Consider the following 23,379-nt stretch of genomic DNA (forward strand, 5'->3'; position numbering starts at 1 on the left):
AGTCCCCTTTCCTTCGCTTCGGATGGTGGAGTTACCTTACATAAAATGGGCATACGTCAATCCTATACCCGGAGCGCACATCGTTAAAACGTTAACCAAACGTCCTTCATCGAACTTTCATTCGGACTTTAAATGTTATTCGGAAAATGAAAAAAGACGCTCCTATCCAGGAAACGTCTGCGTACATCTATTTAGTCGGGTTCGTTCGAGTCTGGATGGGAGGCCGGAAAGTTTCCGCTTGGTGCGGCAGGTGGTGGATCTGACGGTGGATGAGGTGTCGGTTGCGCGCCGGAAGGGCTGAGCGGATGCACGGCAAACTCTTCCTGCGGCATACGAATCCAGCGTTGCAGATATCCTGCCTGAAGCAGTTCCTTGATCAAGATCAATAGGATCGGCGCCAGAATCAACCCGGCCATGCCAAACAATGAAGTAGAAACCAGAACGAAGGAAAGCATCAGATAAGCGGAAGAGATTCCGATTGAGTTGCCCGCAATTTTGGGTTCGAGCAGTTGGCGCGTCAGCATAACGACTGCAAGCAGAACAATGAGTCCGATTGCGAGGCCGGTATTGCCCACGATGAACAGGTAGATGACCCAAGGAATGAAGATCGCGGGTACGCCGAGCAGCGGCAAAATATCGAATAAGGCAGAGACAATCGCAATCGCGAACGCATTATCCACACGCAGAATCAATAGCCCCGCATAAACGATAGCAAACGTGATGAAGACCAGAATCGCCTGCGCTTTCAGATAAGAGCCGATCGAACGGAACACATGATCTTTTAAAAACTGGTAAGCCTGCTTGAACGTATTCGGCGTTTTGTCGTTAGCAACCTTTTTCCACCAAACGATCTCCGAACTAAGAAAGAAAGCCAGAATGATCGAGATCGTAAAGCTGACAATAAAGCTGGAAAAGGAAGTCAGGAAGGCGAGCACGTGCGAGAATGCAAACTTTAGCCAACCCGCCAATTGATCCGTGAACAAAGCAAAGTATTCATTGGCTTTTTCCACGGTTCCGGCCGGAAGAGCATTCAGCTCGCTATGTAAAAATTCGGTCAGATTCGCAAATTGAACCTGAATGATCGCGGTATACTCCGGCAAGTTGTCGGCGAGTCGCGCAATCTGTGAAACGAAAATCAAGCCTGCGCCGAACAAAGCCCCCAGAATGACCGAGACGAAAAGAAGTACCGAGATCGCGGAGGCCAAAGGCTTGGGTAGTTTTCTTCGATGCAAAAAGCGGGCAAACGGTTCGATGATCAAAAAAACGACAATAGATAAAAAGACAGGTGCCGCAATGCTGTACAGCCAGCTGAATGCCAACATGACCAGGTAAATCGTGAGCACGATCAGGGCAATATCAAAAGCCGTGCGCCAGTATTTTCGGTACAACGATATCATGAACAGGCTCCTTTGCAAGAGATGTCAGACCGTGAAAGTCCGTACTTTTGGATTGATTCCATTAATTCCTATGATAAAATAAAGTGATGACGGCGAGCAATAGAATGTCCAAAAACTCTTGTTCGAACTTCAAAATAGAGAAACGGAGAGCGGAAATGGAAACGACCTTGCTGATATGGCTTTTTTACTTATCCTCTTTTTACGCATTCATTCCGGGGTTAATCAGCCGGATTTTCGGATTCCGTGCTTTCCGCAAGGGGACGAGTGAAAATGAGTTCGCCCTGACCTTTGACGACGGGCCGGACCCTCGGTATACGGCGCAGCTGCTCGACATGTTGAAGCGTTACGAGGCCAAAGCGACGTTTTTTGTCGTGGGCTCGCACGCTGTTCAACATCCCGAGTTGCTGAAACGGATGCAGGCTGAAGGCCATAGCATCGGGATTCATAACTACGTACACCGTGCGAACTGGTTGATGTGGCCCGGGTCGGTACGCAAGCAGGTGAATCGCACCAACGAAGTGATCGAGCGCGTAACCGGACAACGCTCCGTTTATTATCGCCCCCCCTGGGGAATCGTCAATCTGTTCGACTTGGTAGGCCGGCATGAATTGAAGCTGATTCTCTGGTCCGGCATTTTCGGCGATTGGCGCAAGCGACTGGGAGAAGACCGTTTGCTAAAACGGATGCGTCGAAAAATGCGTGGCGGCGAGGTGCTCGTGCTGCATGACTGCGGAGCGACGCTCGGTGCCAACGACGAAGCGCCGGAAAACATGCTTCGGGCGCTCGAACGCTTCCTGAAGGAAGCCTATGCCAAAGGACTGCGTAGCGTAACCGTCGAGCAACTGATGGCCGCCACGCACAAAGCACATCAAGCGGAGCAGAAGGCAAAGGGCCGAAAGCTGTCGCCAGCGAAGCGTCTGCTGGTCGGTGGGTGGTTGTTATACGAAAAAGCATTCAAATGGGCTTTCCGGCTTCAGGAAGCGGAAGGAGCTCCGTTTTTCCACTTCCGCCAAACGAAATATTCGGGTCAAACCTTGCAGCTTGCAGACGGTAAGCATTTAGAAAAAGGCGATTCTATTTTGGAACTGCATTTCGACAACAAAATGCTATTTGACTTCAGCAGCCGCTCCCGCTCCGCGATGCAAACCGCCATTTTGATGGTCCGCGAGACCGAACGCAGCTTGCCCAAAATCGCCGAACACGTTCGCCGCGATCCCAAGCTGCGCGAAGCCAAAGGCTTATACGGCGTGAGCATGATCAACCGCGGTCCCGAACAATTCGGCTTCCAGGTGCTTGATTTGCCGGAAAGTTTGTTCGCCAAAACGACGCGAGTGTATCTCAAAATCCTGCTCGGCGTCCTGCATCCTTCCGGCGCATCGCGTCTGGGTGAACAATCCCAACTGCTCGTTCCCAAAATCATGCTGATGCCAATGGATGTCCTGCTCACTCGCGATTTCAAAAATCACAAACGCGAAAACCGCAGACGCAAACCAGCAGACGAGCCTGCCCATGCGGATCTTGAGCACTCCGGCGAAAAAGCTGCCACAGACAACATCCCCGCCGAAACCCAACCGGCAAGTGCCATTACGTGAAAAGACCTAGTAGCTTGTCTCGAATTAATGTAGGGTTACACTTTCCTGTAATCAAAGATAGATACTCCTTTATTTCTTCCCTTACACCTCCTCAACAAAAAGCCCGGAGCCTTCGCTCTCCGGGCTTTTCGCGTTGAGAAAATCTTTCCGCTACGAGCGCCAGGCGGAGGGAGAAATTCAGTGAAAAACGCCTTTGAGCTTGGAAAACAACCTATTTAAATTTCAATCCAGTTTTCCAAGCGAGACAGCGTTTTGTAAAGCATTTCGAAGAAATGCACTTCGGAAGCATACGCTGGCAATTTATCCCGCAGCCCTCCACTCCCAGCACAAATAATTTCCCAACAAAAAAAGCCCGGAAACGTAAGTCTCCGGGCTTTGCCTAAATTAAATTTTCATGATCCCGCCCATGCTCGCGTTGGTCACGAGCTTGGAGTAACGAGCCAGGTAGCCGGTTTTAACTTTCGGCTCGAAGCCTTTCCAGTTCGCACGGCGAGCATCGAACTCTTCGTCGCTGATCTCCAGTTGGATCGTGCGTTTGTTCAGATCCAGCTCGATGAAGTCTCCGTCTTCCACGAATGCGATCGGTCCGCCTTCCGCCGCTTCCGGCGAAATATGGCCGATACTGATACCGCGGGATGCGCCCGAGAAGCGTCCGTCCGTGATCAGGCCGACTTTGGCGCCCAGGCCCATACCGACGATTTGCGAAGTCGGAGCCAGCATTTCCGGCATGCCGGGTCCGCCTTTAGGTCCTTCATAGCGGATAACGACGACATGGCCTTCTTTGATCTGGCCTTTCGCGATACCTTCCAGCGCGTCTTCTTGGGAATCGAAGCAGATGGCCGGGCCTCTGTGATAACCGCCAACCGAAGCGTCAACCGCGCCGACCTTGATGATCGCGCCTTCCGGAGCCAGGTTGCCGAACAGAACAGCCAGGCCGCCGCGTTCGGAGTGCGGATTATCGATTTTGTGGATAACTTCGGTATTTTGGATTTCTTGTCCTTCCACGTTCTCGCGGATCGTTTTGCCTGTTACCGTGATGCGGTCTGCATGCAGTGCGCCCGGTTTCTTGAGCAGTTCGTTCAATACCGCGCTTACGCCGCCCGCATTGTGCACATCTTCGATATGCCAGTCGGATGCCGGAGCGAGCTTCGCCAAGTGAGGAACGCGGTTCGCCACTTCGTTGATACGCTCGATCGGGTACTCGATGCCCGCTTCTTGAGCCAAGGCCAGAGTATGGAGAACCGTGTTGGTCGATCCGCCCATCGCCATATCCAGTGCGAAGGCATTGTCGATGGCTTCTACCGTTACGATATCGCGCGGTTTCAGATCCAGCTTGATCAGCTCCATCAGCTGCGTAGCGGATTGGCGAACGAATTCGCGGCGTTCCGGAGCAACAGCAAGAATCGTGCCGTTACCTGGCATAGCCAGACCCAGAGCTTCGGCCAGACAGTTCATCGAGTTTGCCGTGAACATGCCCGAACATGATCCGCAGGTCGGACAGCCGTATTGTTCAAGTTCGAGCAGCGTTTGGTCGTCGATCTTGCCGACCTGGTGAGCGCCTACGCCTTCGAATACCGAAGTCAGCGAGATCGAGCGGCCATTTTTGTCTTTACCGGCTTTCATGGGTCCGCCGCTGACAAAAAGCGTCGGAATGTTGACGCGCAGAGCGCCCATCAGCATGCCTGGCGTGATCTTGTCGCAGTTCGGAATGCAGACCATGCCGTCGAACCAGTGCGCGGAGACAACCGTTTCTACCGAATCGGCGATGATTTCGCGGCTTGGCAGGGAATAGCGCATGCCGATATGCCCCATGGCGATCCCGTCGTCGACCCCGATCGTGTTAAACTCGAACGGTACGCCGCCAGCTTCGCGGATCGCGTCTTTTACGATCTTGCCGAACTCTTGCAGATGCACGTGACCCGGTACGATATCGATATAAGAGTTGCAGACCGCGATAAACGGTTTGCCGAAATCTTCTTCTTTAACTCCGGCTGCACGCAGAAGACTGCGGTGCGGTGCGCGGTCGAATCCTTTTTTGATCATGTCGGAACGCATTTTTTTCGGTGCCATGATGAACTTTCCTCCCAGAACGATATATTAAAATGACTGCTTTAGCGCGGTTAACGAGCAAAGCAAGGACAGAAAACACATCCCGAAATAAAGGGGTAAGCGAACCGAGCAGCACAAAGTTGCGTCAATCGCGGCAGCCGCTATTTCGGGACAGAGCAAACAAAAGATTAAGCTAAATTTTCTAAACAGTCTAACACATGCCGTTACTTTTTTCTAGTATATTGTCAACGCAAAAAAGGCACGTCCAAACGCAAAAACCGAATCGGCATGATCGGTTCTTGCGTTTGGCGCGCGCGAGGGAAATAAACGTAGGTTCGGTGGCCTGCCCATAATCGAGATTACTTCTGGCCGCCTTTGCGTCCGATTTCCCGGTAAAAGTCCTTGTCGTGAGAATTGGAAGTTGCTTCTCCGCCCTTGCGTCCGATTTCTTGGTAAAATTCCCGGCTGTGCGATTTTGCCGTAGCTTTGCCGCCTTTGCGTCCGATATCCTGGTAGAATTCCCGGCTGTGCTTTTTCGCCGTAGCTTCTCCGCCCAGGCGACCGGCTTCTTCGCGACTCATTTTCTTGTTGCCCGACTGACTGTTTGCCATCTCAATCACTCCTCAGTAGTTGTTATTGCCGCGTGCACCAACTATTTACCACCGCTTTTTTAGGATGAAACGCCGAGCAAGCTCAAAAAAGCCCTACTTACCCAGGTTTTCTTTCCAAATCCTTGCAGTAGTGCGGGTTGGCGAGCAATTGCAATTTTTTTCGATTTTTCTTTGTTTTTTTGGATCGGGATCGAAAAGAAGCCGGAATAAGCGAAAAAAGCTTTTTTCGTGTCAGCTAAAGTTCTTCGAATAGTTAAAGCCTTGCTACGATAAAATGAACGTTCTTATCGGTTTATTTTCGTTTTTTTCATTGACACCGGAAAACGGCATGGCGCACAATGAAAGCGAGTACATAGCGGCGCGTGAGGGATATAACAAATTGCCGGGCGTAATCGCCGTACACGGCCGGAATCGGAGAGGAATGAGAACGTTAATGAAGAAGATTAAAGTGCTGCAACGTATTCTGGACTGTGGCGTGGTCGCGGTTCTGCGGGGGGATTCTCCGGAACAAGTGGTGGAAATGGCCGAACAGGCGATTGCAGGCGGCGTGAAGATTATCGAAGTCACCATGACCGTGCCTAATGCGCTGCAAGCCATCGAGCGTCTGAGCCGGGTCTATAACCCCGAAGCGCCTGAAGATTCTGACCGTTTTGCGGTTATCGGCGCAGGAACGGTGCTTGAGCCGGTGACGGCGCGTATGGCGATTATGGCAGGGTCGCAGTTCGTTGTTTCACCCGCGTTGAACGAAGACACGATCAAAATGTGTAATCTGTATCGCGTTCCGGTGATGCCGGGTATCGTGACGATCTCTGATCTATTAAAAGGATTGGAATTGGGCGCAGACGTCATGAAACTTTTCCCGGGAAATATGTTCGAACCTTCGATTATCAAAACGCTCAAAGGACCTGTACCCCAAGCGAATTTGATGCCGACAGGCGGCGTATCCGTAGGCAACCTGGCCGACTGGATCGCGGGAGGAGCCGTAGCGGTCGGAATCGGCTCCGATCTGACCAGCGAAGCGTTGAAAACGGGAGATATGACGAAGATTCGGGAAAAAGCGGCGCAGTACGCGGAAGCCTATCGTCAAGCCAAAAACAACTGAAAAAGAGCCGGAAGCCCGTGTCCATTCCTTTAACCGGAGACGCGGGCTTCTTTCTGATATGTAAAAAAATACTAGATTGCCTTTGCCGGACTCGTCATGTTTCTTTATAATGGGACGGGGAAACTTATTGGACGCAAGGAGGAAGTTGTCATGTTAACAGGATCAAAAGCGCCGATTCAGCCATTCAATAGTGGAAAACGAAGAGGCAGACCAAACAAGACCGGAAGGACGCCGCGCCGCAAGGGACGCCTGGTCCTGACGATTGCGTTGGTGGTGGTGCTCGTATTGATTGCGGCTGCCGTTGTGTATGTGAGCACGCCGTATAAGCCATCCGAAGAAGCGCTTGCTGCTTTGAAAAGCGATGATATCGTAACGGTGTCGCAAACGGATGATTGGATCGAATTCGAACCCACGATCGGGTCGGATAGTACGCTGGCGGTGAAGCAGCCTGGTGTTATTTTTTATCCCGGAGGACGGGTAAAGCCGGAAGTGTATGCTCCGTTTGCACGTGACCTGGCAGCAACCGGGCGGCATGTGGTGGTTGTGAAGATGCCTTTTAACTTTGCTTTCCTGGGACAAAACGAAGCCGAAAAAGTACAAGACAAATATCCGGATGAGACGTTCGCGATCGGCGGGCATTCGCTTGGCGGACCTTTTGCGGCACGTTATGCAGCCGAACATACAGATCGGATCGCGGGTATTTTCTTCCTCGCTTCTTATGCGGAAGGGAAAGGCGATTTGAGCAAAACGCAAATGCCTTCCCTGTCGATCACGGCTTCGGAAGACCAAGTATTGAATCGGGAAAGTTACGAGGAAGGCCGCAGTTATCTGCCCGAAAATGCGCAGTATGAAGTCATCGAAGGAGGAAACCATGGGCATTTCGGCAGTTACGGCGAGCAGAGCCGAGACGGCAAAGCCTCGATTTCCGAAGCAGAGCAGCGTGAGCAAACGGTAACTCTAATCTCAACCTGGCTGGATGCGATTTCTGCGGAAGCCGGGCAATAATAGCGCAAAGAGTCGAATCGAAGGATCGGCCGCGCAGAATCAGCAAAGTGCTTGCGGCGTTTCGGCGCACTTATGATTCTGTGCGGCTTTTTTATAGCGGGGAGGACATTCATGTCTATATCTTGTTTGACTATTGCAGATCAGGAAGTGGCTTGCGAGGCTTTGATTTTTGATAAAGACGGGACGCTGCTGGACTTTATGGCATTGTGGGGGCGCTGGGCGGATGAGATGCTGGAACGTACGGAGCGGAAACTGCTTGAGCTGAATGGAGAATGGATAGGCAGCGCCGAGAAAGCTTTTGGCATAGTTCGTGGTGAAAATGGGCGAATCCTCGATTATGACCGTTCAGGCCCGTTGGCATTGGCTACAGCGGATGAGCTGACCGGGGTGTTGGCGTGGCAGTTATATGCGTCTGGCTTGCCTTGGCATAAAAGTGTGGATACGGTGCGCGAGTTTGCGGTTTCTGCGGAAAAGCGGTTAGAGGCCGATAGACCGGTGCGCCCGCTTCCGGGTGTGATTACGCTGCTCGAAAACGCACGGGCAGCGGGGATCAGGCTCGCCGTCGCGACATCGGATAGCACGTCTTCCGCGATCAAGCATCTGCGTTGGGCCGGGATAGAAAGGCTATTTGACTGCATCAACGGCCGGGATTTGGTAGAGGAGGGGAAGCCGGCACCGGATCTTGTTTTCGAAGCGTGCCGCAGACTCGGGGTACAGCCCGAGCGGGCGATCGTGATCGGCGACGGAGGTGCCGATATGGAGATGGCCAAGCGTGCCGGAGCACGGCTTGCGATCGGTATCGTACCGGGCGGAGGACCCTGTTCGCATATGGCTGCTGCCGATTACGTGATTGGAGATTACGGTGAATTGGGTATAAAAGTCCGAAACTTTGATTGAGCGTTCGGGTCATCATGCGGAGGAGGCGAATTCGATGACAACAGATAGCGCGGAAATACTGGCAGAGTGGATACGTCAGGCCCAAAAGATTGTCTTCTTCGGAGGAGCGGGCACATCGACCGAAAGCGGGATTCCCGATTTTCGTTCAGCCGGAGGTTTGTACGATAGCGGCCAAAGTGAATTCCCGTATTCGCCGGAAGATATGTTGAGCAGGGAATTTTTTTACGGGGAGACCGAGATGTTCTATCGTTTCTATCGCAGCCGTATGGTCTATCCGCAGGCGGAGCCGAATCACATGCACCGACTGTTGGCCGACCTGGAAAACAGCGGCAAGCTGAACGCGGTGATTACACAAAACATAGATGGTTTGCATCAGAAGGCGGGCAGTCGCAGAGTGCTCGAAGTCCACGGCTCTGTACTTCGGAATACCTGTACCTCCTGCGGAGCTGCTTACGATCTCGATGCGGTGATGGGCGACGCGGCGATTCCGGTATGTCCGAAGTGCGGGGGATTGCTTAAACCGGATGTCGTGTTGTATGGAGAAATGCTCGATTCGGCCGTGCTGGAAGCCTCCGTGCAAGCGATCGAAGAAGCGGATCTGATGATTGTCGGTGGCACATCGTTAACGGTTCAACCGGCGGCCAGCCTGGTCGGGATGTTCACAGGCGGACATCTGGCTTTGCTCAATCGCACGCCTACCCCGTATGACAGCCATGCCGACCTGCTTGTTACGGAATCGATGGGAGCTGTGGCCGAGCGTGTCCGACACTTGCTTGGATATTTGTAACGAAAGTTGAAAAAAAGATGTAATCGTTTTCTTGCCAATCGACAACCTCAGCGCTAAGATGGATGGGAGCAAGTTTCGAAACGAAAGGGTGGAGAAAAGCGATGGAATACAAGGCAAGCGGGGAACGCTATGACCAAATGAAATATAACCGCAGCGGTCGGTCGGGACTCAAGCTTCCGGCGATTTCGCTCGGATTATGGCATAACTTCGGCGGCGTTGACGCTTACGAAAACGGCCGAAGCATCGTGCATCGTGCCTTCGACCTGGGCATTACGCATTTCGATTTGGCGAACAACTACGGACCTCCTGCGGGATCGGCGGAAGAGATGTTCGGACGTTTACTGGCGACCGACCTCAAAGCGTACCGCGATGAATTGGTCGTGTCCACGAAAGCAGGCTATTACATGTGGCCCGGCCCGTACGGCGAGTGGGGTTCGCGCAAATATCTCGTATCCAGTCTGGATCAAAGCCTCAAGCGGCTTGGTTTGGATTATGTGGATATTTTCTATCACCACCGCCCGGACCCGGATACGCCGCTTGAAGAAACGATGCGGGCGCTCGACCATATCGTCCGTTCCGGCAAAGCGCTGTACATAGGCGTATCCAACTATTCGGCCGAGCAGACCCGCGAAGCTGTTGCTATTCTCAAAGATCTCGGCACGCCGCTGACGATCCATCAGCCGAGCTATTCGATGATGAACCGCTGGATCGAGCACGGTCTTCAAGACGTATTAGACGAGAGCGGAGCAGGCAGCATTGCGTTCAGTCCGTTGGCGCAGGGACTGTTGACCAACAAATACCTGAACGGCGTTCCGGAAGATTCCCGAGCGGCGAGCGCTTCGCCGTTCCTGAACCAGAACCAAATTACGCCGGAGGCGATGCGTAAAGTGCGTGCGCTGAACCAGATGGCTGTAGCGCGCGGTCAAAGCCTGGCGCAGTTTGCGCTGGCCTGGGTACTGCGCGGCGAACGCGTGACTTCCGTGCTGATCGGTGCAAGCCGGGTTTCGCAGATCGAAGAAAATATCGAGACGTTGAAGCAACTGGAGTTCTCTGCCGAAGAACTTGAGCGGATCGAGAAAATTTTGAAAACCGAAAGCGAGCAATAAAAGACGTTTGAAAACAAAAAGGCATCTCGCTGCTTTGGCGTATACACCCTGAACCTTTTATCAAGTTTCTGAGCAGCCGTTTCCGACTAAAAGTCCCGCGTTTTCGCCCAGCATCCTTGGGATGGCAAAAACGCGGGACTTTTGTGCCGAATACGGCTTTTTGCTTCGTTCGTTCGCTTTTGGGATAATGTCATCGTTAGGCAAGGATTTTGTAGGGTTAAGCGTTGGGCGGACTTTTCCGCTTGAGCACCGATTCCCGGTAAGCCGTAGGCGACTGCCCGTGCAAACGCTGGAACTGCCTGGAAAAGTACAGCGGATCGGTCAGACCGACGGACGACGCGATCTGCTGTACCGACAAGTCCGGGCGTTCGCGCAGCAAACCGCGTGCTTTGTCGATTCGCAGCCGCAGCAGATACGTCACCGGCGCAACGCCTGTTTCCTTTTTAAAAAGACGCGCAAGATAGGCCCGATTGTATCCCAAACCCTGGCACATATCTTCAATAGAAACGGGATGCGCGTATTGATCGGTCATATAGCGGATCATCTGCTTGACCGCAAGGCTCCCGGCCGTATCCGCGGCAGGCAAAGCAGAGTCTCCGCGCACGACATCCTCGGCGGCTGCCAAAATCAGATACAGATTGCCGAGCGAAGCAAAATGCGCGCCTGCACGTCGGGAGCGGAATACGTCCAGCGTCTCGGTCAACAAGCGCGGGATATTCGATTCGGTAGACGGACGAAAAACAGGATGCTGCGAGGTTAATCCGGCGGTATGCACAAGATCTTCGGCCAGAGGACCCGCGAAAGCGATCCAGCGGTAACGCCAAGGCTTCTTTTTATCCGATAGGTAGCTGACCAGCCTTCCGGGCCGGATCAGGAAGGCGTCGCCTGCTTCCAACTCGTATCGTTGTCCTTCGTGCACGAATAAGCCGCGACCCGATTCGATGATATGCAGCAGGAAGTAGTCGTAGATTTTGGGGCCGATCTTGTGTTCAGGGAGGGTTTGGCTTTCGCCCGCGAACAGCACGTATAGTTTGCCTTTGTCGTCGTAAACCGGATTCGGAGCGACCGAGTAGGAAAATTCGCTTGCGGCATCGTTCATGGTGAACCTTCTTTTCCGGCTTGCGCAGCCTTTTTCTCCAGTATACTCTTCTTGAAAATGAAAGTCACATAAGTCTATGCAGTCCGCACATCGGTGCATTATCAAAAAGAACGCTATCTTTTATACTGAGGGCACAAGGTAAACAAAACAACCACGAGGTGATTCCAGAATGGACGCAAGGCAGATCAAGCAAATGTTTATACAAAAATTCGGTGAGTCCACGATCGAACCGAGTGTGTTCCATGCGCCCGGACGCGTAAATTTGATCGGTGAGCATATCGACTACAACGGCGGATACGTGCTGCCGGCAGCGCTGGAGTTCGGCACGACATTGGTCATCCGCGAACGCGCAGACGGCGTGATCAGGCTGGCTTCCACCAACATGCCGGAAGAAGCGGAAATCAAGGTCGACGAGATCGGATTGAACAAAACCGGACAATGGACGGACTACCCGGTCGGCGTGATGGTTGAACTGGCCGAACGAGGCTTCCCGGTATCTACAGGTTACGACCTGTTTTACCACGGCGAGATCCCGAACGGGGCCGGCTTGTCTTCCTCCGCGTCGATCGAAGTGGTGACGGGCTACGGCCTGCTGGCGATGGGCGGTTACGACCGCGACACGGTGCAGATCGCCTTGCTGTCGCAAGCCGCGGAAAACAACTTCGTCGGCGTCAACTGCGGCATCATGGATCAATTCGCGGTGGCGAACGGCAAAAAAGACCACGCGATCCTGCTCATGTGCGATACGCTGGAATACAAGCACGTTCCTTTTCAAACAGGCAGCTACAAACTGGTGATCGGCAACACGAATAAGCGCCGCGGCCTGGTAGATTCCAAGTATAACGAGCGCCGCGAGCAGTGTACGGCAGCGCTGGAACGCTTGAGAAGCTGCAAAGCGGACTTGAGCTACCTCGCCGAGCTGAGGCCTTCGCAGTTCGAAGATTTCAAGTCGGCGCTGACCGACGAGACGGTGCGCAACCGCGCGCAGCACGTCATCGAAGAAAACGCGCGCGTGCTGGCTTCGGTCGAAGCGTTGACGGCGAACGATCTGAAAGAATTCGGCCGCCTGATGAACCTGTCCCACGACTCGCTGCGCGATCTGTACGAAGTGAGCTGCGACGAACTGGATATCATGGTCGAAGAAGCGCGCAAAATTCCGGGTACGCTCGGCGCGCGCATGACCGGAGCAGGCTTCGGCGGCTGCGCGGTATCGCTGGTGCATGAAGACGACGTGGAGCGTTTCGTCCGCGAAGTCGGCGAGAACTATGAGACGCGTACCGGACTCACAGGCGACTTCTACGTCTGCGGCGTCGGCGAAGGCGTGGAACGGCTCGGTAACTGACTTTTTCAAGCATAATATTCAAACCTATAAAGGACGAACTTTCGTCCCGATCCCAAGGAGGAAAACATAATGGCGATTTTGGTAACAGGCGGCGCAGGATATATCGGGTCCCATACGGTGGCGGCTTTGCTCGAACGCGGGGAAGAAGTGGTCGTGATCGACAGCCTGCAAACGGGGCATAAAGAAGCGTTGTTGGGCGGCAAACTGTACGAAGGCGATCTGCGCGACAAAGAACTGCTGAAGAAACTTTTTGCGGAAAATGAAATCGAAGGCGTCATTCACTTCGCGGCGAACTCCCTGGTCGGCGAAAGCATGCAAAACCCGGGCAAATACTACGACAACAACATGTACGGCACGCTGTGCCTGCTGGAAGCGATGAACGAAGCGGGCGTGCGCCGAATCGTTTTCTCCTCGACGGCAGCGACTTACGGCGAACCGGAAAAAACGCCGATCGAAGAAACCGACCGCACCGAACCGACCAACGTATACGGCGAAACGAAGCTGATGATGGAACGCATGATCCGCTGGTACGACCGCGTGCTGAACGTCCGCTACGTCGCTCTGCGCTACTTCAACGCGGCGGGCGCGCACGAAAGCGGCAAGATCGGCGAAGACCACCGTCCGGAAACGCATCTGATTCCGATCGTGCTGCAAACGGCGCTGGGACAGCGTTCGCACATCTCCGTTTTCGGCGAAGACTACCCGACGGAAGACGGCACGTGCATTCGCGACTACCTGCATGTCAGCGACCTGGCGGACGCGCATCTGCGGGCGATCGACTATCTGAAAAACGACGGCAAAAGCGACGTGTTCAACCTCGGCAGCGGCAGCGGTTTCTCGGTACGCGAGATTATCGAAACGGCGCGCAAAGTGACAGGCCAAGAAATCCCGGTCAAAACGGAACCTCGCCGCGCGGGCGACCCGGCGATCCTGATCGCTTCTTCGCAAAAAGCGCGCGAAGTGCTGGGCTGGACGCCGGCGCGCGAAAATATCGAAACGATCATCGCGAGCGCCTGGAACTGGCATCAATCGCGTCCGGACGGTTACAACGACTAATCCACGGCTAATCCGCTTCAAAAAACGATAACGGGGGCAGTATCCATGAGCGAAAAGTTGAAACAGCAAGTGCAGCAGGGTTCGACGGGGGAAGTGACGAAGATCGAAGCGTTAAGAGCGATCGAGCGGTTGACGGCTTTTGCGCTGCGGGAAAAATTGTTGGAGGAAGCTGACGGCGACTACGGACGCAACCGTCTGCTGGAGCAGTTCGGATTCGACGAGCCTTACGGAGCCGATCCGAACTCTGCCGAAGCCGGGATTGACGCGCTGGCCGAGCCGTTGCCGGAAGGCCCGCAGCCGATGCTTGATACGCTGATCGACTACGCGGCGCAGACAGGCATGATCCCGGAAAACACCGATACGCAGCGCGACTTGCTCGACGCCAAACTGATGGGTCTGCTGCTTGCCCGTCCGTCCGAAGTGACGCGCGATTTCCTTCAAGCTGAGCAAGCGGGCGGAATCACGGCGGCGACGGACCGTTTTTACAAATGGTGTATCGATTCGAACTATATCCGTATGGATCGCGTAGCGAAAAACCTGTACTGGACGCACGGTTCGGAGTTCGGCGACATCGAAATCACGATCAATCTGTCCAAGCCGGAAAAAACGTCGGAAGAGATTGCGCAGGCCAAGCTGCTTCCGCCTCCTTTGTACCCGAAATGCCAGCTTTGCCGCGAAAACGTAGGGTATGCCGGACGCATCAATCACCCGGCCCGTCAGAACCTTCGCGTCATTCCGCTGGAGCTGAACGACGAGCCGTGGCTGTTCCAGTATTCGCCTTACGTCTACTACAACGAACACTGTATCGTGCTGCACCGCGACCATGTTCCGATGAAGCTGACCAAAGATACGCTGCGCCGTTTGCTGCAATTCACGGACCGTTTCCCGCATTATTTCCTCGGTTCGAACGCCGATCTGCCGATCGTGGGCGGTTCGATCCTGACGCACGATCACTTCCAGGGCGGCAAGCACACGTTCGCGATCGAAAAGGCGCCGACGGAAGCCGTGTTCGCGCAGGATCAATATCCTTCGGTGAAACTGTCTGTCGTCCGCTGGCCGATGTCGGTCATCCGGTTGACGGGCGGCGATCAGGGAGAGTTGCTGGAAGCGGCGAACGAGATTTACGAGACGTGGAAAACGTACAGCGACGAAAGCGTAGGCGTGCGTGCATCCAGCGAAAAAGACGGGGAGAAGGTGCGCCATAACACGGTGACGCCGATCGTCCGCCGCCGCGAAGGCGCGTACGAACTGGATCTGGTGCTGCGCAACAACCGTACCGACGCTACGCATCCGGAAGGCATTTTCCACCCGCACCGCGAAATGCACCATATCAAAAAGGAAAATATCGGATTGATCGAAGTGATGGGTCTGGCGATCCTGCCGGGACGACTCAAAGACGAATTGGAGCAAATCGGGCGTGTACTGAGCGGGGACGCCGCGTTGTTGGCTGCTGCCGAAAGCGATACTTCCCATGTGCTGTCGCAGCATCTGCCGTGGGTAAACGAGCTGATCGCGGCGCACGGTTGTAATCTGGCGCCGGAAGCGGCGAAAGGGCTGATCGAGCTTGAAGTCGGCGCTAAATTCACGGAGATTCTGGGCCATGCGGGCGTGTACAAAACAGACGCCGAAGGCCGTGAAGCTTTCTTCCGTTATGTGAGCAGTCTAGGTTGGAATCGACAAGACGCGTAAAAGCAGGGAGATTGCTCGCTGTTAAACAACGATAGAAAACAACCGAAGCTTGCGAAGACTGCCGTATCCGTTCGGATCGCGGCAGCCTTTTTTTGTTTTCCGACCAATCCGGTATATAATGAATACGAACTTATGAAAAGGAAGGGGTAACACATTCACATGAAATCTTTCGCTTTCTATAATCCGACACGCCTGATTTTCGGCAAAGGCCAATTGGAGCAGCTCAAAACGCTGGTACCGCAATACGGAAAAAACATCCTGCTCGTCTACGGCGGAGGCAGCATCAAGCGCTCCGGTTTGTACGATAGCGTGACTTCCCTGCTCCAAGAACTCGGCTCGAACGTGGTCGAACTGGCCGGCGTCGAACCGAATCCCCGCTTGTCGACGGTACACAAAGGCGTCGACTTGTGCAAAAACGAAAAGATCGATCTGATTCTCGCGGTCGGCGGCGGCAGCGTTATCGACTGCGCTAAAGCCATTGCGGTCGGCGCGAAATACGACGGCGATATGTGGGACTTCGCGGAGCGCAAAGCCGTAGCCAAAGACGGCCTGCCGCTAGGCGTAGTTCTGACCATGGCCGCAACCGGTTCGGAAATGAACAGCGGTTCCGTTATCACGAATGAACAAACAATGGAGAAACTGGGCTGGGGCAGCGCGTATTCGTTCCCGACCTTCTCGATCCTCGATCCGGAGTTCACGTATTCCTTGCCGAAAGATCAAACCGTATACGGCATCGTCGATATGATGTCGCACGTATTGGAAACGTATTTCCACCTCGAAAGCAATACACCCGTCCAAGACGGCTTCTGTGAATCCGTGCTGCGTGCCGTGATCGAAGCCGGTCCGAAACTGATCGATGATCTGGAAAACTTCGAACTGCGCGAAACGATCATGTACAGCGGCACGATGGCGTTGAACGGCGTTCTGAGCATGGGCAGCACCGGCGACTGGGCGACCCATAACGTCGAGCACGCCGTATCGGCCGTTTACGATATCCCGCACGGCGGCGGTCTCGCGATCCTGTTCCCGAACTGGATGAAGCACAGCCTGAGCGTCGATCCCGAGCGCTTCAAAAAGCTTGCCGTCAACGTCTTCGGCATCGACGCCACAGGCAAATCCGCCGAAGAAGTCGGCCTCGAAGGCATCGAAGCGCTGCGCGCGTTCTGGAACTCCATCGGCGCCCCAAGCACGCTGGCCGATTACGAGATCGACAACAGCCGTATCGAAGAAATGGCCGATAAAGCCATGAAATTCGGACCTTTCGGCAACTTCAACAAGCTGCAACGCGAAGACGTCGTAGCCATCTATCAAGCTTCGCTATAAGTTGTAACTCAAATCTCATATCTTCATCTGTCTAACAATAAACACGACCCCGGCATTGATGCAGGGGTCGTGTTTTGATTTTTCTTTTTTACCTCCACCTCCAGCAGCGCCTGCTCGCTCCCCCCTCGAAACATTTTCGTAACTAACTGTTTGCTTTCCGCGTTTGTTAGATAAGAGAGGGGATGGTTGATTATGAAAATACTTAATAAGACGCCACAGATTCTGGTTTCTTTACTTCTTGCCGGGTCGCTCGCGGCTTGTTCGTCGACTCCGTCCGAAAACGCTGGATTGGCTGACGCAGAACGCGAAGTGCAACAGGTTTATCCGGATGCCGGCATTCCGAATATCGAAGGTTTGGAACTCAGTCTCGCTTATACAGACCCAGCATTTTCCGTGCCGGAAGAACTTCAAGATACCGAGTCTACGCAAGCGAACAAAGACAGTGTCGTACTCGTTTACTCGAAAGATAAAGGTTCGCTGAAAGATGCCGAACAGGAGACTCTTTCGGCTGAAAATCTGCTGTACGGACCGTACGAAGGTAGCCAGGCGCTTATGTTGACGTTAAGCGACCAACCTGCAACCCTCCAAGATTCGGAATCCCGTTCTGTAGAAGGAACCCGGATTCAAGTCGCTCGGTTGGAAAATAAAAGGGTTTACGCTATAGCTAGGCCGAATGACGTAACCTATACCCTTCAAGCAAGCACAGACTCGGGATTTGAAGAAGAGGAATTATTGGGAATTTTAGCTCAAGTATCTACTTCGCAGGAAAATTAAACGAATTCAGAGAAAAATGAAACCGAATTGGCAATCAACCGTATGTAATCATATACTCATCGATAACGTTTCGACTTGCGGCGGCGCTTCAGTTTGATAAAGCCTCATGCAACAAGCCCGTACATAAAACAAGGGCTATTGCGTAACGGAAAAGCCGCCGAATGTCGAAACGGGATGGGAAACCTTCAAGGAGTGGAGGAATGATGCGACTATGGAAGCGCTCTATTTAGGTTGCTTAGTGGGCGGAGTCCTGTTTGCGTTAATCAGCGTCGTGTTCGGGGATTGGATCGGCGACGCGCTGGGCGGCGTGTTCGACGCGTTGTCGTTCGAGTTTCTGCAGCCTGTCGTGCTTGCCGGAATGGTAACCGTATTTGGCGGAGCCGGCATTTTGATCGAGCGTTATGCAGGCTTGCCGCCGGTGTGGAGCGTATCGGCTTCGGTGCTGTGCGCGCTGCTATCGGGTCTGCTGCTGTACTTCGGTTATGTGAAGCCGATGCGGGGCAGCGAGAATTCGGTCGGCTACTCGATGAACGATCTGACAGGGCGAATCGGCGAAGTTACCGTGCCGGTTCCGCAAAAAGGCTACGGCGAGGTTATGGTCAGCATGGGCGGCTCAGGCAATACGCTGCACACGGCTTTCAGCTTCGACGGAGACTGGATTCCAGCGGGAGTCAGAGTAGTTGTCATTGATATCGAAGACGGGACGTTGGGCGTAAGCGAACTCGAAAAAACAGAAAAGGGGTTGGAGTAAAATGAACTTTTTCGATCAGATTCCGGATTATCTATTGATTCCGGGTATCGTCGTGGCCGTGCTGCTCGTACTGGGGTTGGCGTTTTGGGCCCGTTACAAGACGGTTAGCACGGATGAGGCGATGGTGGTGACCGGTTCGTTCCTCGGCACGAAAAATATCGCCGATGACGAAGCCGGACGCAAGATCAAGATCGTGCGCGGCGGAGGTGCCTTTATTCTCCCGATTTTCCAAAAGGCCGAATACTTGTCGCTGTTGTCGCATAAGCTTGACGTGACGACTCCCGAAGTCTATACAGAGCAAGGCGTTCCCGTTCTGGCTGATGGCGTGGCGATCATCAAGATCGGTAGCTCGACGGAAGATGTGGCGACGGCTGCCGAGCAGTACATGGGCAAGCCGATCGAATCGCTCAAGTCGGAAGCTCAGGAAGTGTTGGAAGGTCATTTGCGGTCTATCCTCGGTTCTATGACCGTCGAAGAGATGTATCGCAACCGTGACCGTTTTGCTCAAGAAGTACAAAGCGTCGCAGCCCGCGATTTGAAAAAGATGGGTCTGCAAATCGTTTCCTTTACGATCAAAGACGTTCGCGACAAGCACGGTTACCTGGAATCGCTGGGTAAACCGCGAATCGCCGCAGTAAAGCGTGACGCCGAGATCGCCGAAGCCGAAGCGCTCCGGGATTCGCGGATTCAGAAAGCCCGCGCCGAAGAAGAAGGCCAGAAGGCCGAGTTGATCCGCGATACGAACATTGCCGAAGGACAAAAAGAAAAAGAACTGAAGATTGCGGCGTTCAAACGCGATCAGGATACGGCCAAAGCCGACGCCGACCAAGCTTATCTGATTCAGGAAGCGCGTGCCAAGCAGACGGCCGTCGAAGAACAAATGCGCGTCGAACTTGTACGTAAAGACCGTGAGATCGACTTGCAGGAAAAAGAAATTCTGGTTCGTCAAAAGCAATACGATGCCGAAGTCAAGAAAAAAGCCGACGCGGATCGGTATGCCGTCGAAGTCGCGGCGGAAGCGGATAAAGCCCGCCGGATGCGCGAAGCCGATGCGCACCAATATTCGATCGAAACACAGGCCAAAGCATCCGCCGAGCAGAAACGTCTGGACGGTATTGCCTCCGCCGACGCCGAGCTTGCCAAAGGTACGGCGGAAGCGGAAGTTATCCGTCTGCGAGGCCTTGCCGAAGCGGAAGCCAAAGAAAAATTGGCCGAAGCGTTCAAACATTACGGAGAAGCGGCTATTCTGGACGTTATCGTCAACATGCTGCCGGAATTGGCGGGCAAAATCGCCGAGCCGATCGCGGCGGTCGATAAGATTACGGTCGTCGATACCGGACGCGGCGAAGGCGGTGGCGCTGCACGCGTGAGCAGTTACGTGACCGAACTTATGGCGACCGCGCCCGAAATGCTGAAAAGCGTATCGGGGCTGGATCTGGAGCAGATGATTCAGAACCTAACCGGAGGAAACAAAGCAAAAGCACCGACCGAAGCGCAAGTCGGCGCGAAGCTGGCAGCGGAAAAAGCAGCGAGATCCGAGGCGATTGCCTTAGCGGAACGTCCTGCGGACGAGAAAACAGAGTAACCCTGAATCTTGATCGAATGGCTCGGTCCAAGTGAGCGGATTTGAGTCGCACATGAATAGGTTTTACACCGTTTTCGAATAAGTATGCAAGCAGGGCCGAATCCCGTATTTCCTTAGAGAAAATGCGGGTTGACGGTCCTTTTTTTCATGGGATAGAATGAGGGGATTGCGTAGGGCCCGGCGGTTATGCAGACAGGCGTTATCGCCGGCGAAATGCGGGAAAAGGACGGGAATAAACCTATGAAAAGAAAAGCAGTAACCAAAACGATTACCGATGTCGCGTTTATCGCGCTTGGCGCCTTTATTTTTGCGCTGGCGGTCAATCTGTTTGTTATCCCCAACGACTTCGGCGAAGGCGGGGTAACGGGTGTCACGATTATTTTGTACTATTGGCTGGGTTGGTCGCCCGGGCTCGTCAACCTGATTATCAATGGATTTTTGTTGATCATCGGGTATCGTTTCCTGGATAAGAAGACGATTATTTATACAATTTTGGCGGTTGCGTTTAATTCGCTATTCCTGCATTTGACGGAAGGCTGGGATATCGCTTCGACGGAAAAAACGGTTAACGCGATCTTTGCCGGTATTTTTGCGGGTGTCGGAATCGGGATGATCGTGCGCGTTGGCGGTACAACAGCAGGAACGGTTATTTTGGCCCGTTTGGCGAACAAATACCTGGACTGGAATATCAGCTACGGGTTACTGTTCTTCGACGTGATCGTCGCCGTGGCTTCGCTGATGGTAATCGAAGTAGAGAACTTTATGTTTACGATTGTGCTGCTTTACGTCGGAACCAAGGTGATGGACTTTATCGTCGAAGGCTTGAATCCGAAAAAGGCGGTTATGATCATCTCCAAGCATCAGCATACGATCGCCGAGCAGGTCAATACGGCGATGGATCGCGGCGTAACGGTATTGTCCGGACACGGCTTTTATACCAAAGAGGCTAAAGAGGTTTTGTACATCGTGATTAGCAAGCAGGAAGTCTCCCAGTTGAAAAAGATCGTAAAGAGTGCGGATAAAGATGCTTTCGTTACGATTCACGATGTACGCGACGTATTTGGCGAAGGGTTTGTCGATATCTCAAAATAGTCTCGCCGCAAGCCTGCACGAAACGCGTAAGCGTGACGCAAAGTTGAATTTTGGGCGTTTTTTTGGTAATCTATTCGTCATAATGAGCGGTAACGAAGAGGAGCGGAAGCAAGCGGATGCTGGTGTCCAAAGTCTTGAACAACAATGTCATTATTGCGGACGATCCGCATTACGGTGAAGTGGTCGTTATCGGGAAAGGAATCGGTTTTGGGCGCTCGGAGAAGGACTCGATCGAATCCGAAGCGGCGGAAAAGATGTTTATTTTGCGCAGCCGCCGTGAGCAGGAACAGTACAAGCAGCTGCTTCCACAAGTCGATGAGAACCTGATTGAAGTCATGAACGAAGCGATTCAGACCATTGGCACACGGATTGCTTCGCCGCTGAACGAGCATATCCATGTCGCCTTGACTGATCATATTGCTTTTGCGCTCAAGCGTACCGAAAAGGGAATCACGTTCCAAAATCCTTTTCTGTACGAAACCAAGGAGATTTACCCCGAAGAGTACGAATTAGCGCAATATGTCGTCAATTTGATTGAAGAGCGCCTGGGTGTCGCACTTGGGCCGGATGAGGTCGGTTTCGTCGCGTTGCATATTCACAGTGCGATTACCAACCGTCCGATTACCGAGGTGCGCGGGCATTCCGAACTGATTGCGGACCTGGTCGATCTGATCGAAGAGAATCTGGACGGTGGCCTGAACCGAAGCAGTCTTGATTACTCGCGTTTGTTGACCCATCTTCGTTTTGCGATTGAACGGGTTTGCCGCGGGGAAGAGGTTCGTTCGACCGATCGTTTGGCCGAGTTGCTCGGAAGGGAATATCCGGAAATGTATTCGCTTGCTTGGAAATTGACCAAAGTGATGGAAAAACGGCTAGGGCTCCCGGTTTACAAAGCGGAATCCAGTTATCTGACGGTACATTTGCAGCGTCTTGCGGAAAAAGACAATCTCTAAAACAGTTTGTTCGTGAAAGGGCTTGTCAGCTATTTTGGTGAGTGCTATAATGACCAACGTAAGCGAACTGAAAACGATCTTTGTAGCGATGTGTTACTGATACGATCAGGCATGAATCGATACGGGAACGAAGAAAATACAAGCAGGGATCAGACTGTGCATTTTGCATGGCTGTTTTATGCTGGATATTTACTTCTGTTTCCCGTACTGTTCATGCCTTTTTTGCGCTTTCGCTTAAATGTCGTTGGAAGAATAAATATAGAGGAAGTTGCCCCTATGTTTACGAGGCTGCTTGAGCTTCTGAAAAAAGCCGGTTCCGGCATCCGCAAGCGTGAGGCGTCAACGTCCGATCAATCGGAGAAACCAAATGCACCGGACGAGCTGCCGAAACAACTTTTGTCGGCGCTCGGCGGACAGGATAACGTATTGAATCTGGACGCATGCACGACAAGGCTTCGCGTTCGGGTCGCCGAGAACGGTCAGGTGAATAAGGAGCGTCTCAGGCAGTTGGGAGCGCTCGGCGTTTGGGAGATGGACCATGATGAGGTTCATGTCTTGCTTGGGGCTCGCTCCGACGCCATCAAGTCGCAGATGCAAGCGATCGTGGCACATAGCGCGCTGAACGAGGACTCGTTCAGCGTACAAACTGCCCATCAGCAGGTCATTCCCACAGATCAGGCGGAAGGCGAAATGATCGTCTCGCCGGTCGACGGCGAGCTGCTTGATCTCTCAAGCGTGCCCGATTCCTTCTTCTCCCGCCGAATGATCGGTGACGGATTCGCGGTACTCCCGTCCTCGGGTCGTATCCTTTCTCCGGTTGGCGGAACCGTGCTCACGGTGTTCCCGGGAAAGCACGCCGTTGGAATTTTGTCGGAAGCCGGCATAGAAATTCTGGTTCATATCGGCGTCAATACCGTTAAACTCAAGGGTCAGGGGTTTAATGTATGTGTAGCGGAAGGAGATCGCGTTGCCCCCGGGCAGCCGATCTTGGAAGTCGATCTGGAAGATGTGAAGCAGCATGCCGCTTCGATCATCACGCCTGTCGTCTTCATGAACCTTCCCAGGGAAGCCGCCGTACAGCTGCTCAAACCAGGCACGGTCCGAGCTGGTGAACCATCGATCATTGTGATCATGGCAAAAGGCAGTCAAATCTTCAAGTAGCAGGCAAA

Annotated in this window: 20 protein-coding genes; 16 read left to right on the top strand and 4 right to left on the bottom strand. The window is 53.3% G+C overall.

The annotated features are described in order from the left end of the window. Positions 1 to 191: 191 nt before the first annotated feature. On the bottom strand, positions 192 to 1,397 hold the full coding sequence (gene ytvI / locus WKI47_RS09290; protein WP_340226863.1) for a sporulation integral membrane protein YtvI: 1,206 nt from the start codon (positions 1,395 to 1,397) through the stop codon (positions 192 to 194). A gap of 155 nt (positions 1,398 to 1,552) precedes the next feature. On the opposite strand from ytvI, the gene WKI47_RS09295 reads away from it, so the two are divergent. Next, positions 1,553 to 2,989: a polysaccharide deacetylase family protein gene (locus WKI47_RS09295; protein WP_340226864.1), complete on the top strand. Its 1,437-nt coding sequence runs from the start codon at positions 1,553 to 1,555 to the stop codon at positions 2,987 to 2,989. 384 nt (positions 2,990 to 3,373) lie between these two features. Here WKI47_RS09295 and ilvD read toward each other — a convergent pair whose 3' ends face one another. Together ilvD and WKI47_RS09305 are read right to left on the bottom strand one after the other, a co-directional pair. After that, positions 3,374 to 5,059, bottom strand: coding sequence for a dihydroxy-acid dehydratase (gene ilvD, locus WKI47_RS09300; protein WP_340226865.1), 1,686 nt, complete (start codon positions 5,057 to 5,059; stop codon positions 3,374 to 3,376). Between the two features lie 338 nt (positions 5,060 to 5,397). Further along, a complete protein-coding gene (locus tag WKI47_RS09305; protein WP_037290253.1) occupies positions 5,398 to 5,649 on the bottom strand; it encodes a KGG domain-containing protein in 252 nt (83 codons plus the stop codon). Positions 5,650 to 6,082: 433 nt separating this feature from the next. Here WKI47_RS09305 and WKI47_RS09310 point away from each other — a divergent pair, with 433 nt between their 5' ends. The 5 genes from WKI47_RS09310 (at position 6,083) to mgrA (ending at position 10,546) form a co-directional block, all read left to right on the top strand. Beyond that, on the top strand, positions 6,083 to 6,751 hold the full coding sequence (locus WKI47_RS09310) for a bifunctional 2-keto-4-hydroxyglutarate aldolase/2-keto-3-deoxy-6-phosphogluconate aldolase (RefSeq protein ID WP_340226866.1): 669 nt from the start codon (positions 6,083 to 6,085) through the stop codon (positions 6,749 to 6,751). A gap of 150 nt (positions 6,752 to 6,901) precedes the next feature. After that, complete coding sequence (locus WKI47_RS09315; protein ID WP_340226867.1) at positions 6,902 to 7,756, top strand: alpha/beta fold hydrolase; 855 nt, start codon at positions 6,902 to 6,904, stop codon at positions 7,754 to 7,756. Positions 7,757 to 7,867: 111 nt separating this feature from the next. Beyond that, on the top strand, positions 7,868 to 8,653 hold the full coding sequence (locus WKI47_RS09320; RefSeq protein ID WP_340226868.1) for an HAD family phosphatase: 786 nt from the start codon (positions 7,868 to 7,870) through the stop codon (positions 8,651 to 8,653). A gap of 34 nt (positions 8,654 to 8,687) precedes the next feature. After that, positions 8,688 to 9,440, top strand: coding sequence for an NAD-dependent protein deacylase (locus WKI47_RS09325; protein WP_340226869.1), 753 nt, complete (start codon positions 8,688 to 8,690; stop codon positions 9,438 to 9,440). Positions 9,441 to 9,541: 101 nt separating this feature from the next. Continuing rightward, positions 9,542 to 10,546, top strand: coding sequence for an L-glyceraldehyde 3-phosphate reductase (mgrA, locus tag WKI47_RS09330; RefSeq protein ID WP_340226870.1), 1,005 nt, complete (start codon positions 9,542 to 9,544; stop codon positions 10,544 to 10,546). Positions 10,547 to 10,763: 217 nt separating this feature from the next. On the opposite strand, the gene WKI47_RS09335 is transcribed toward mgrA, so the two are convergent. Then, on the bottom strand, positions 10,764 to 11,645 hold the full coding sequence (locus WKI47_RS09335) for an AraC family transcriptional regulator (protein ID WP_340226871.1): 882 nt from the start codon (positions 11,643 to 11,645) through the stop codon (positions 10,764 to 10,766). A 169-nt stretch (positions 11,646 to 11,814) separates the two neighbouring features. Between WKI47_RS09335 and WKI47_RS09340 the strand changes: the two genes are divergently transcribed. From WKI47_RS09340 to WKI47_RS09385, 10 genes are all read left to right on the top strand, one after another. After that, positions 11,815 to 12,987: a galactokinase gene (locus WKI47_RS09340; RefSeq protein WP_340226872.1), complete on the top strand. Its 1,173-nt coding sequence runs from the start codon at positions 11,815 to 11,817 to the stop codon at positions 12,985 to 12,987. Between the two features lie 69 nt (positions 12,988 to 13,056). After that, entirely contained in the window at positions 13,057 to 14,043 is a 987-nt protein-coding gene (gene galE / locus WKI47_RS09345) for a UDP-glucose 4-epimerase GalE (RefSeq protein WP_340226873.1), read from the top strand. Between the two features lie 45 nt (positions 14,044 to 14,088). Continuing rightward, positions 14,089 to 15,732 carry a UDP-glucose--hexose-1-phosphate uridylyltransferase gene (locus WKI47_RS09350; protein WP_340226874.1) on the top strand — a complete coding sequence of 548 codons (1,644 nt, stop codon included), beginning with the start codon at positions 14,089 to 14,091 and terminating at the stop codon, positions 15,730 to 15,732. Between the two features lie 159 nt (positions 15,733 to 15,891). Next, a complete protein-coding gene (locus WKI47_RS09355) occupies positions 15,892 to 17,055 on the top strand; it encodes an iron-containing alcohol dehydrogenase (protein WP_340226875.1) in 1,164 nt (387 codons plus the stop codon). 192 nt (positions 17,056 to 17,247) lie between these two features. Continuing rightward, a complete protein-coding gene (locus WKI47_RS09360) occupies positions 17,248 to 17,829 on the top strand; it encodes a hypothetical protein (protein ID WP_340226876.1) in 582 nt (193 codons plus the stop codon). Between the two features lie 211 nt (positions 17,830 to 18,040). Continuing rightward, positions 18,041 to 18,580, top strand: coding sequence for a protease (locus WKI47_RS09365; protein WP_340226877.1), 540 nt, complete (start codon positions 18,041 to 18,043; stop codon positions 18,578 to 18,580). 1 nt (position 18,581) lies between these two features. Further along, on the top strand, positions 18,582 to 20,165 hold the full coding sequence (locus tag WKI47_RS09370) for a flotillin family protein (RefSeq protein ID WP_340226878.1): 1,584 nt from the start codon (positions 18,582 to 18,584) through the stop codon (positions 20,163 to 20,165). Between the two features lie 240 nt (positions 20,166 to 20,405). Continuing rightward, positions 20,406 to 21,257, top strand: a complete 852-nt coding sequence (locus WKI47_RS09375) for a YitT family protein (RefSeq protein ID WP_340226879.1) — start codon at positions 20,406 to 20,408, stop codon at positions 21,255 to 21,257. A 116-nt stretch (positions 21,258 to 21,373) separates the two neighbouring features. Beyond that, entirely contained in the window at positions 21,374 to 22,210 is an 837-nt protein-coding gene (gene glcT, locus WKI47_RS09380; protein WP_340226880.1) for a glucose PTS transporter transcription antiterminator GlcT, read from the top strand. Between the two features lie 213 nt (positions 22,211 to 22,423). Further along, complete coding sequence (locus WKI47_RS09385; RefSeq protein ID WP_340227498.1) at positions 22,424 to 23,371, top strand: glucose PTS transporter subunit IIA; 948 nt, start codon at positions 22,424 to 22,426, stop codon at positions 23,369 to 23,371. The last annotated feature ends 8 nt before the right edge of the window (positions 23,372 to 23,379 follow it).

Origin of the sequence: Saccharibacillus sacchari, assembly GCF_037722395.1 — a bacterium.
Lineage (GTDB): Bacteria > Bacillota > Bacilli > Paenibacillales > Paenibacillaceae > Saccharibacillus > Saccharibacillus sacchari_A.

Bases quoted from the DNA above. Each gene is read 5' to 3' on its own strand.
- WKI47_RS09340 (WP_340226872.1), top strand. From the start codon at position 11,815: ATGGACGCAAGGCAGATCAAGCAAATGTTTATACAAAAATTCGGTGAG.
- glcT (WP_340226880.1), top strand. From the start codon at position 21,374: ATGCTGGTGTCCAAAGTCTTGAACAACAATGTCATTATTGCGGACGAT.
- WKI47_RS09295 (WP_340226864.1), top strand. From the start codon at position 1,553: ATGGAAACGACCTTGCTGATATGGCTTTTTTACTTATCCTCTTTTTAC.
- WKI47_RS09315 (WP_340226867.1), top strand. From the start codon at position 6,902: ATGTTAACAGGATCAAAAGCGCCGATTCAGCCATTCAATAGTGGAAAA.
- WKI47_RS09310 (WP_340226866.1), top strand. From the start codon at position 6,083: ATGAAGAAGATTAAAGTGCTGCAACGTATTCTGGACTGTGGCGTGGTC.
- WKI47_RS09365 (WP_340226877.1), top strand. From the start codon at position 18,041: ATGGAAGCGCTCTATTTAGGTTGCTTAGTGGGCGGAGTCCTGTTTGCG.
- WKI47_RS09355 (WP_340226875.1), top strand. From the start codon at position 15,892: ATGAAATCTTTCGCTTTCTATAATCCGACACGCCTGATTTTCGGCAAA.
- galE (WP_340226873.1), top strand. From the start codon at position 13,057: ATGGCGATTTTGGTAACAGGCGGCGCAGGATATATCGGGTCCCATACG.
- WKI47_RS09360 (WP_340226876.1), top strand. From the start codon at position 17,248: ATGAAAATACTTAATAAGACGCCACAGATTCTGGTTTCTTTACTTCTT.
- WKI47_RS09325 (WP_340226869.1), top strand. From the start codon at position 8,688: ATGACAACAGATAGCGCGGAAATACTGGCAGAGTGGATACGTCAGGCC.
- mgrA (WP_340226870.1), top strand. From the start codon at position 9,542: ATGGAATACAAGGCAAGCGGGGAACGCTATGACCAAATGAAATATAAC.
- ytvI (WP_340226863.1), bottom strand. From the start codon at position 1,397: ATGATATCGTTGTACCGAAAATACTGGCGCACGGCTTTTGATATTGCC.
- ilvD (WP_340226865.1), bottom strand. From the start codon at position 5,059: ATGGCACCGAAAAAAATGCGTTCCGACATGATCAAAAAAGGATTCGAC.
- WKI47_RS09385 (WP_340227498.1), top strand. From the start codon at position 22,424: ATGCCTTTTTTGCGCTTTCGCTTAAATGTCGTTGGAAGAATAAATATA.
- WKI47_RS09335 (WP_340226871.1), bottom strand. From the start codon at position 11,645: ATGAACGATGCCGCAAGCGAATTTTCCTACTCGGTCGCTCCGAATCCG.
- WKI47_RS09370 (WP_340226878.1), top strand. From the start codon at position 18,582: ATGAACTTTTTCGATCAGATTCCGGATTATCTATTGATTCCGGGTATC.
- WKI47_RS09320 (WP_340226868.1), top strand. From the start codon at position 7,868: ATGTCTATATCTTGTTTGACTATTGCAGATCAGGAAGTGGCTTGCGAG.
- WKI47_RS09305 (WP_037290253.1), bottom strand. From the start codon at position 5,649: ATGGCAAACAGTCAGTCGGGCAACAAGAAAATGAGTCGCGAAGAAGCC.
- WKI47_RS09350 (WP_340226874.1), top strand. From the start codon at position 14,089: ATGAGCGAAAAGTTGAAACAGCAAGTGCAGCAGGGTTCGACGGGGGAA.
- WKI47_RS09375 (WP_340226879.1), top strand. From the start codon at position 20,406: ATGAAAAGAAAAGCAGTAACCAAAACGATTACCGATGTCGCGTTTATC.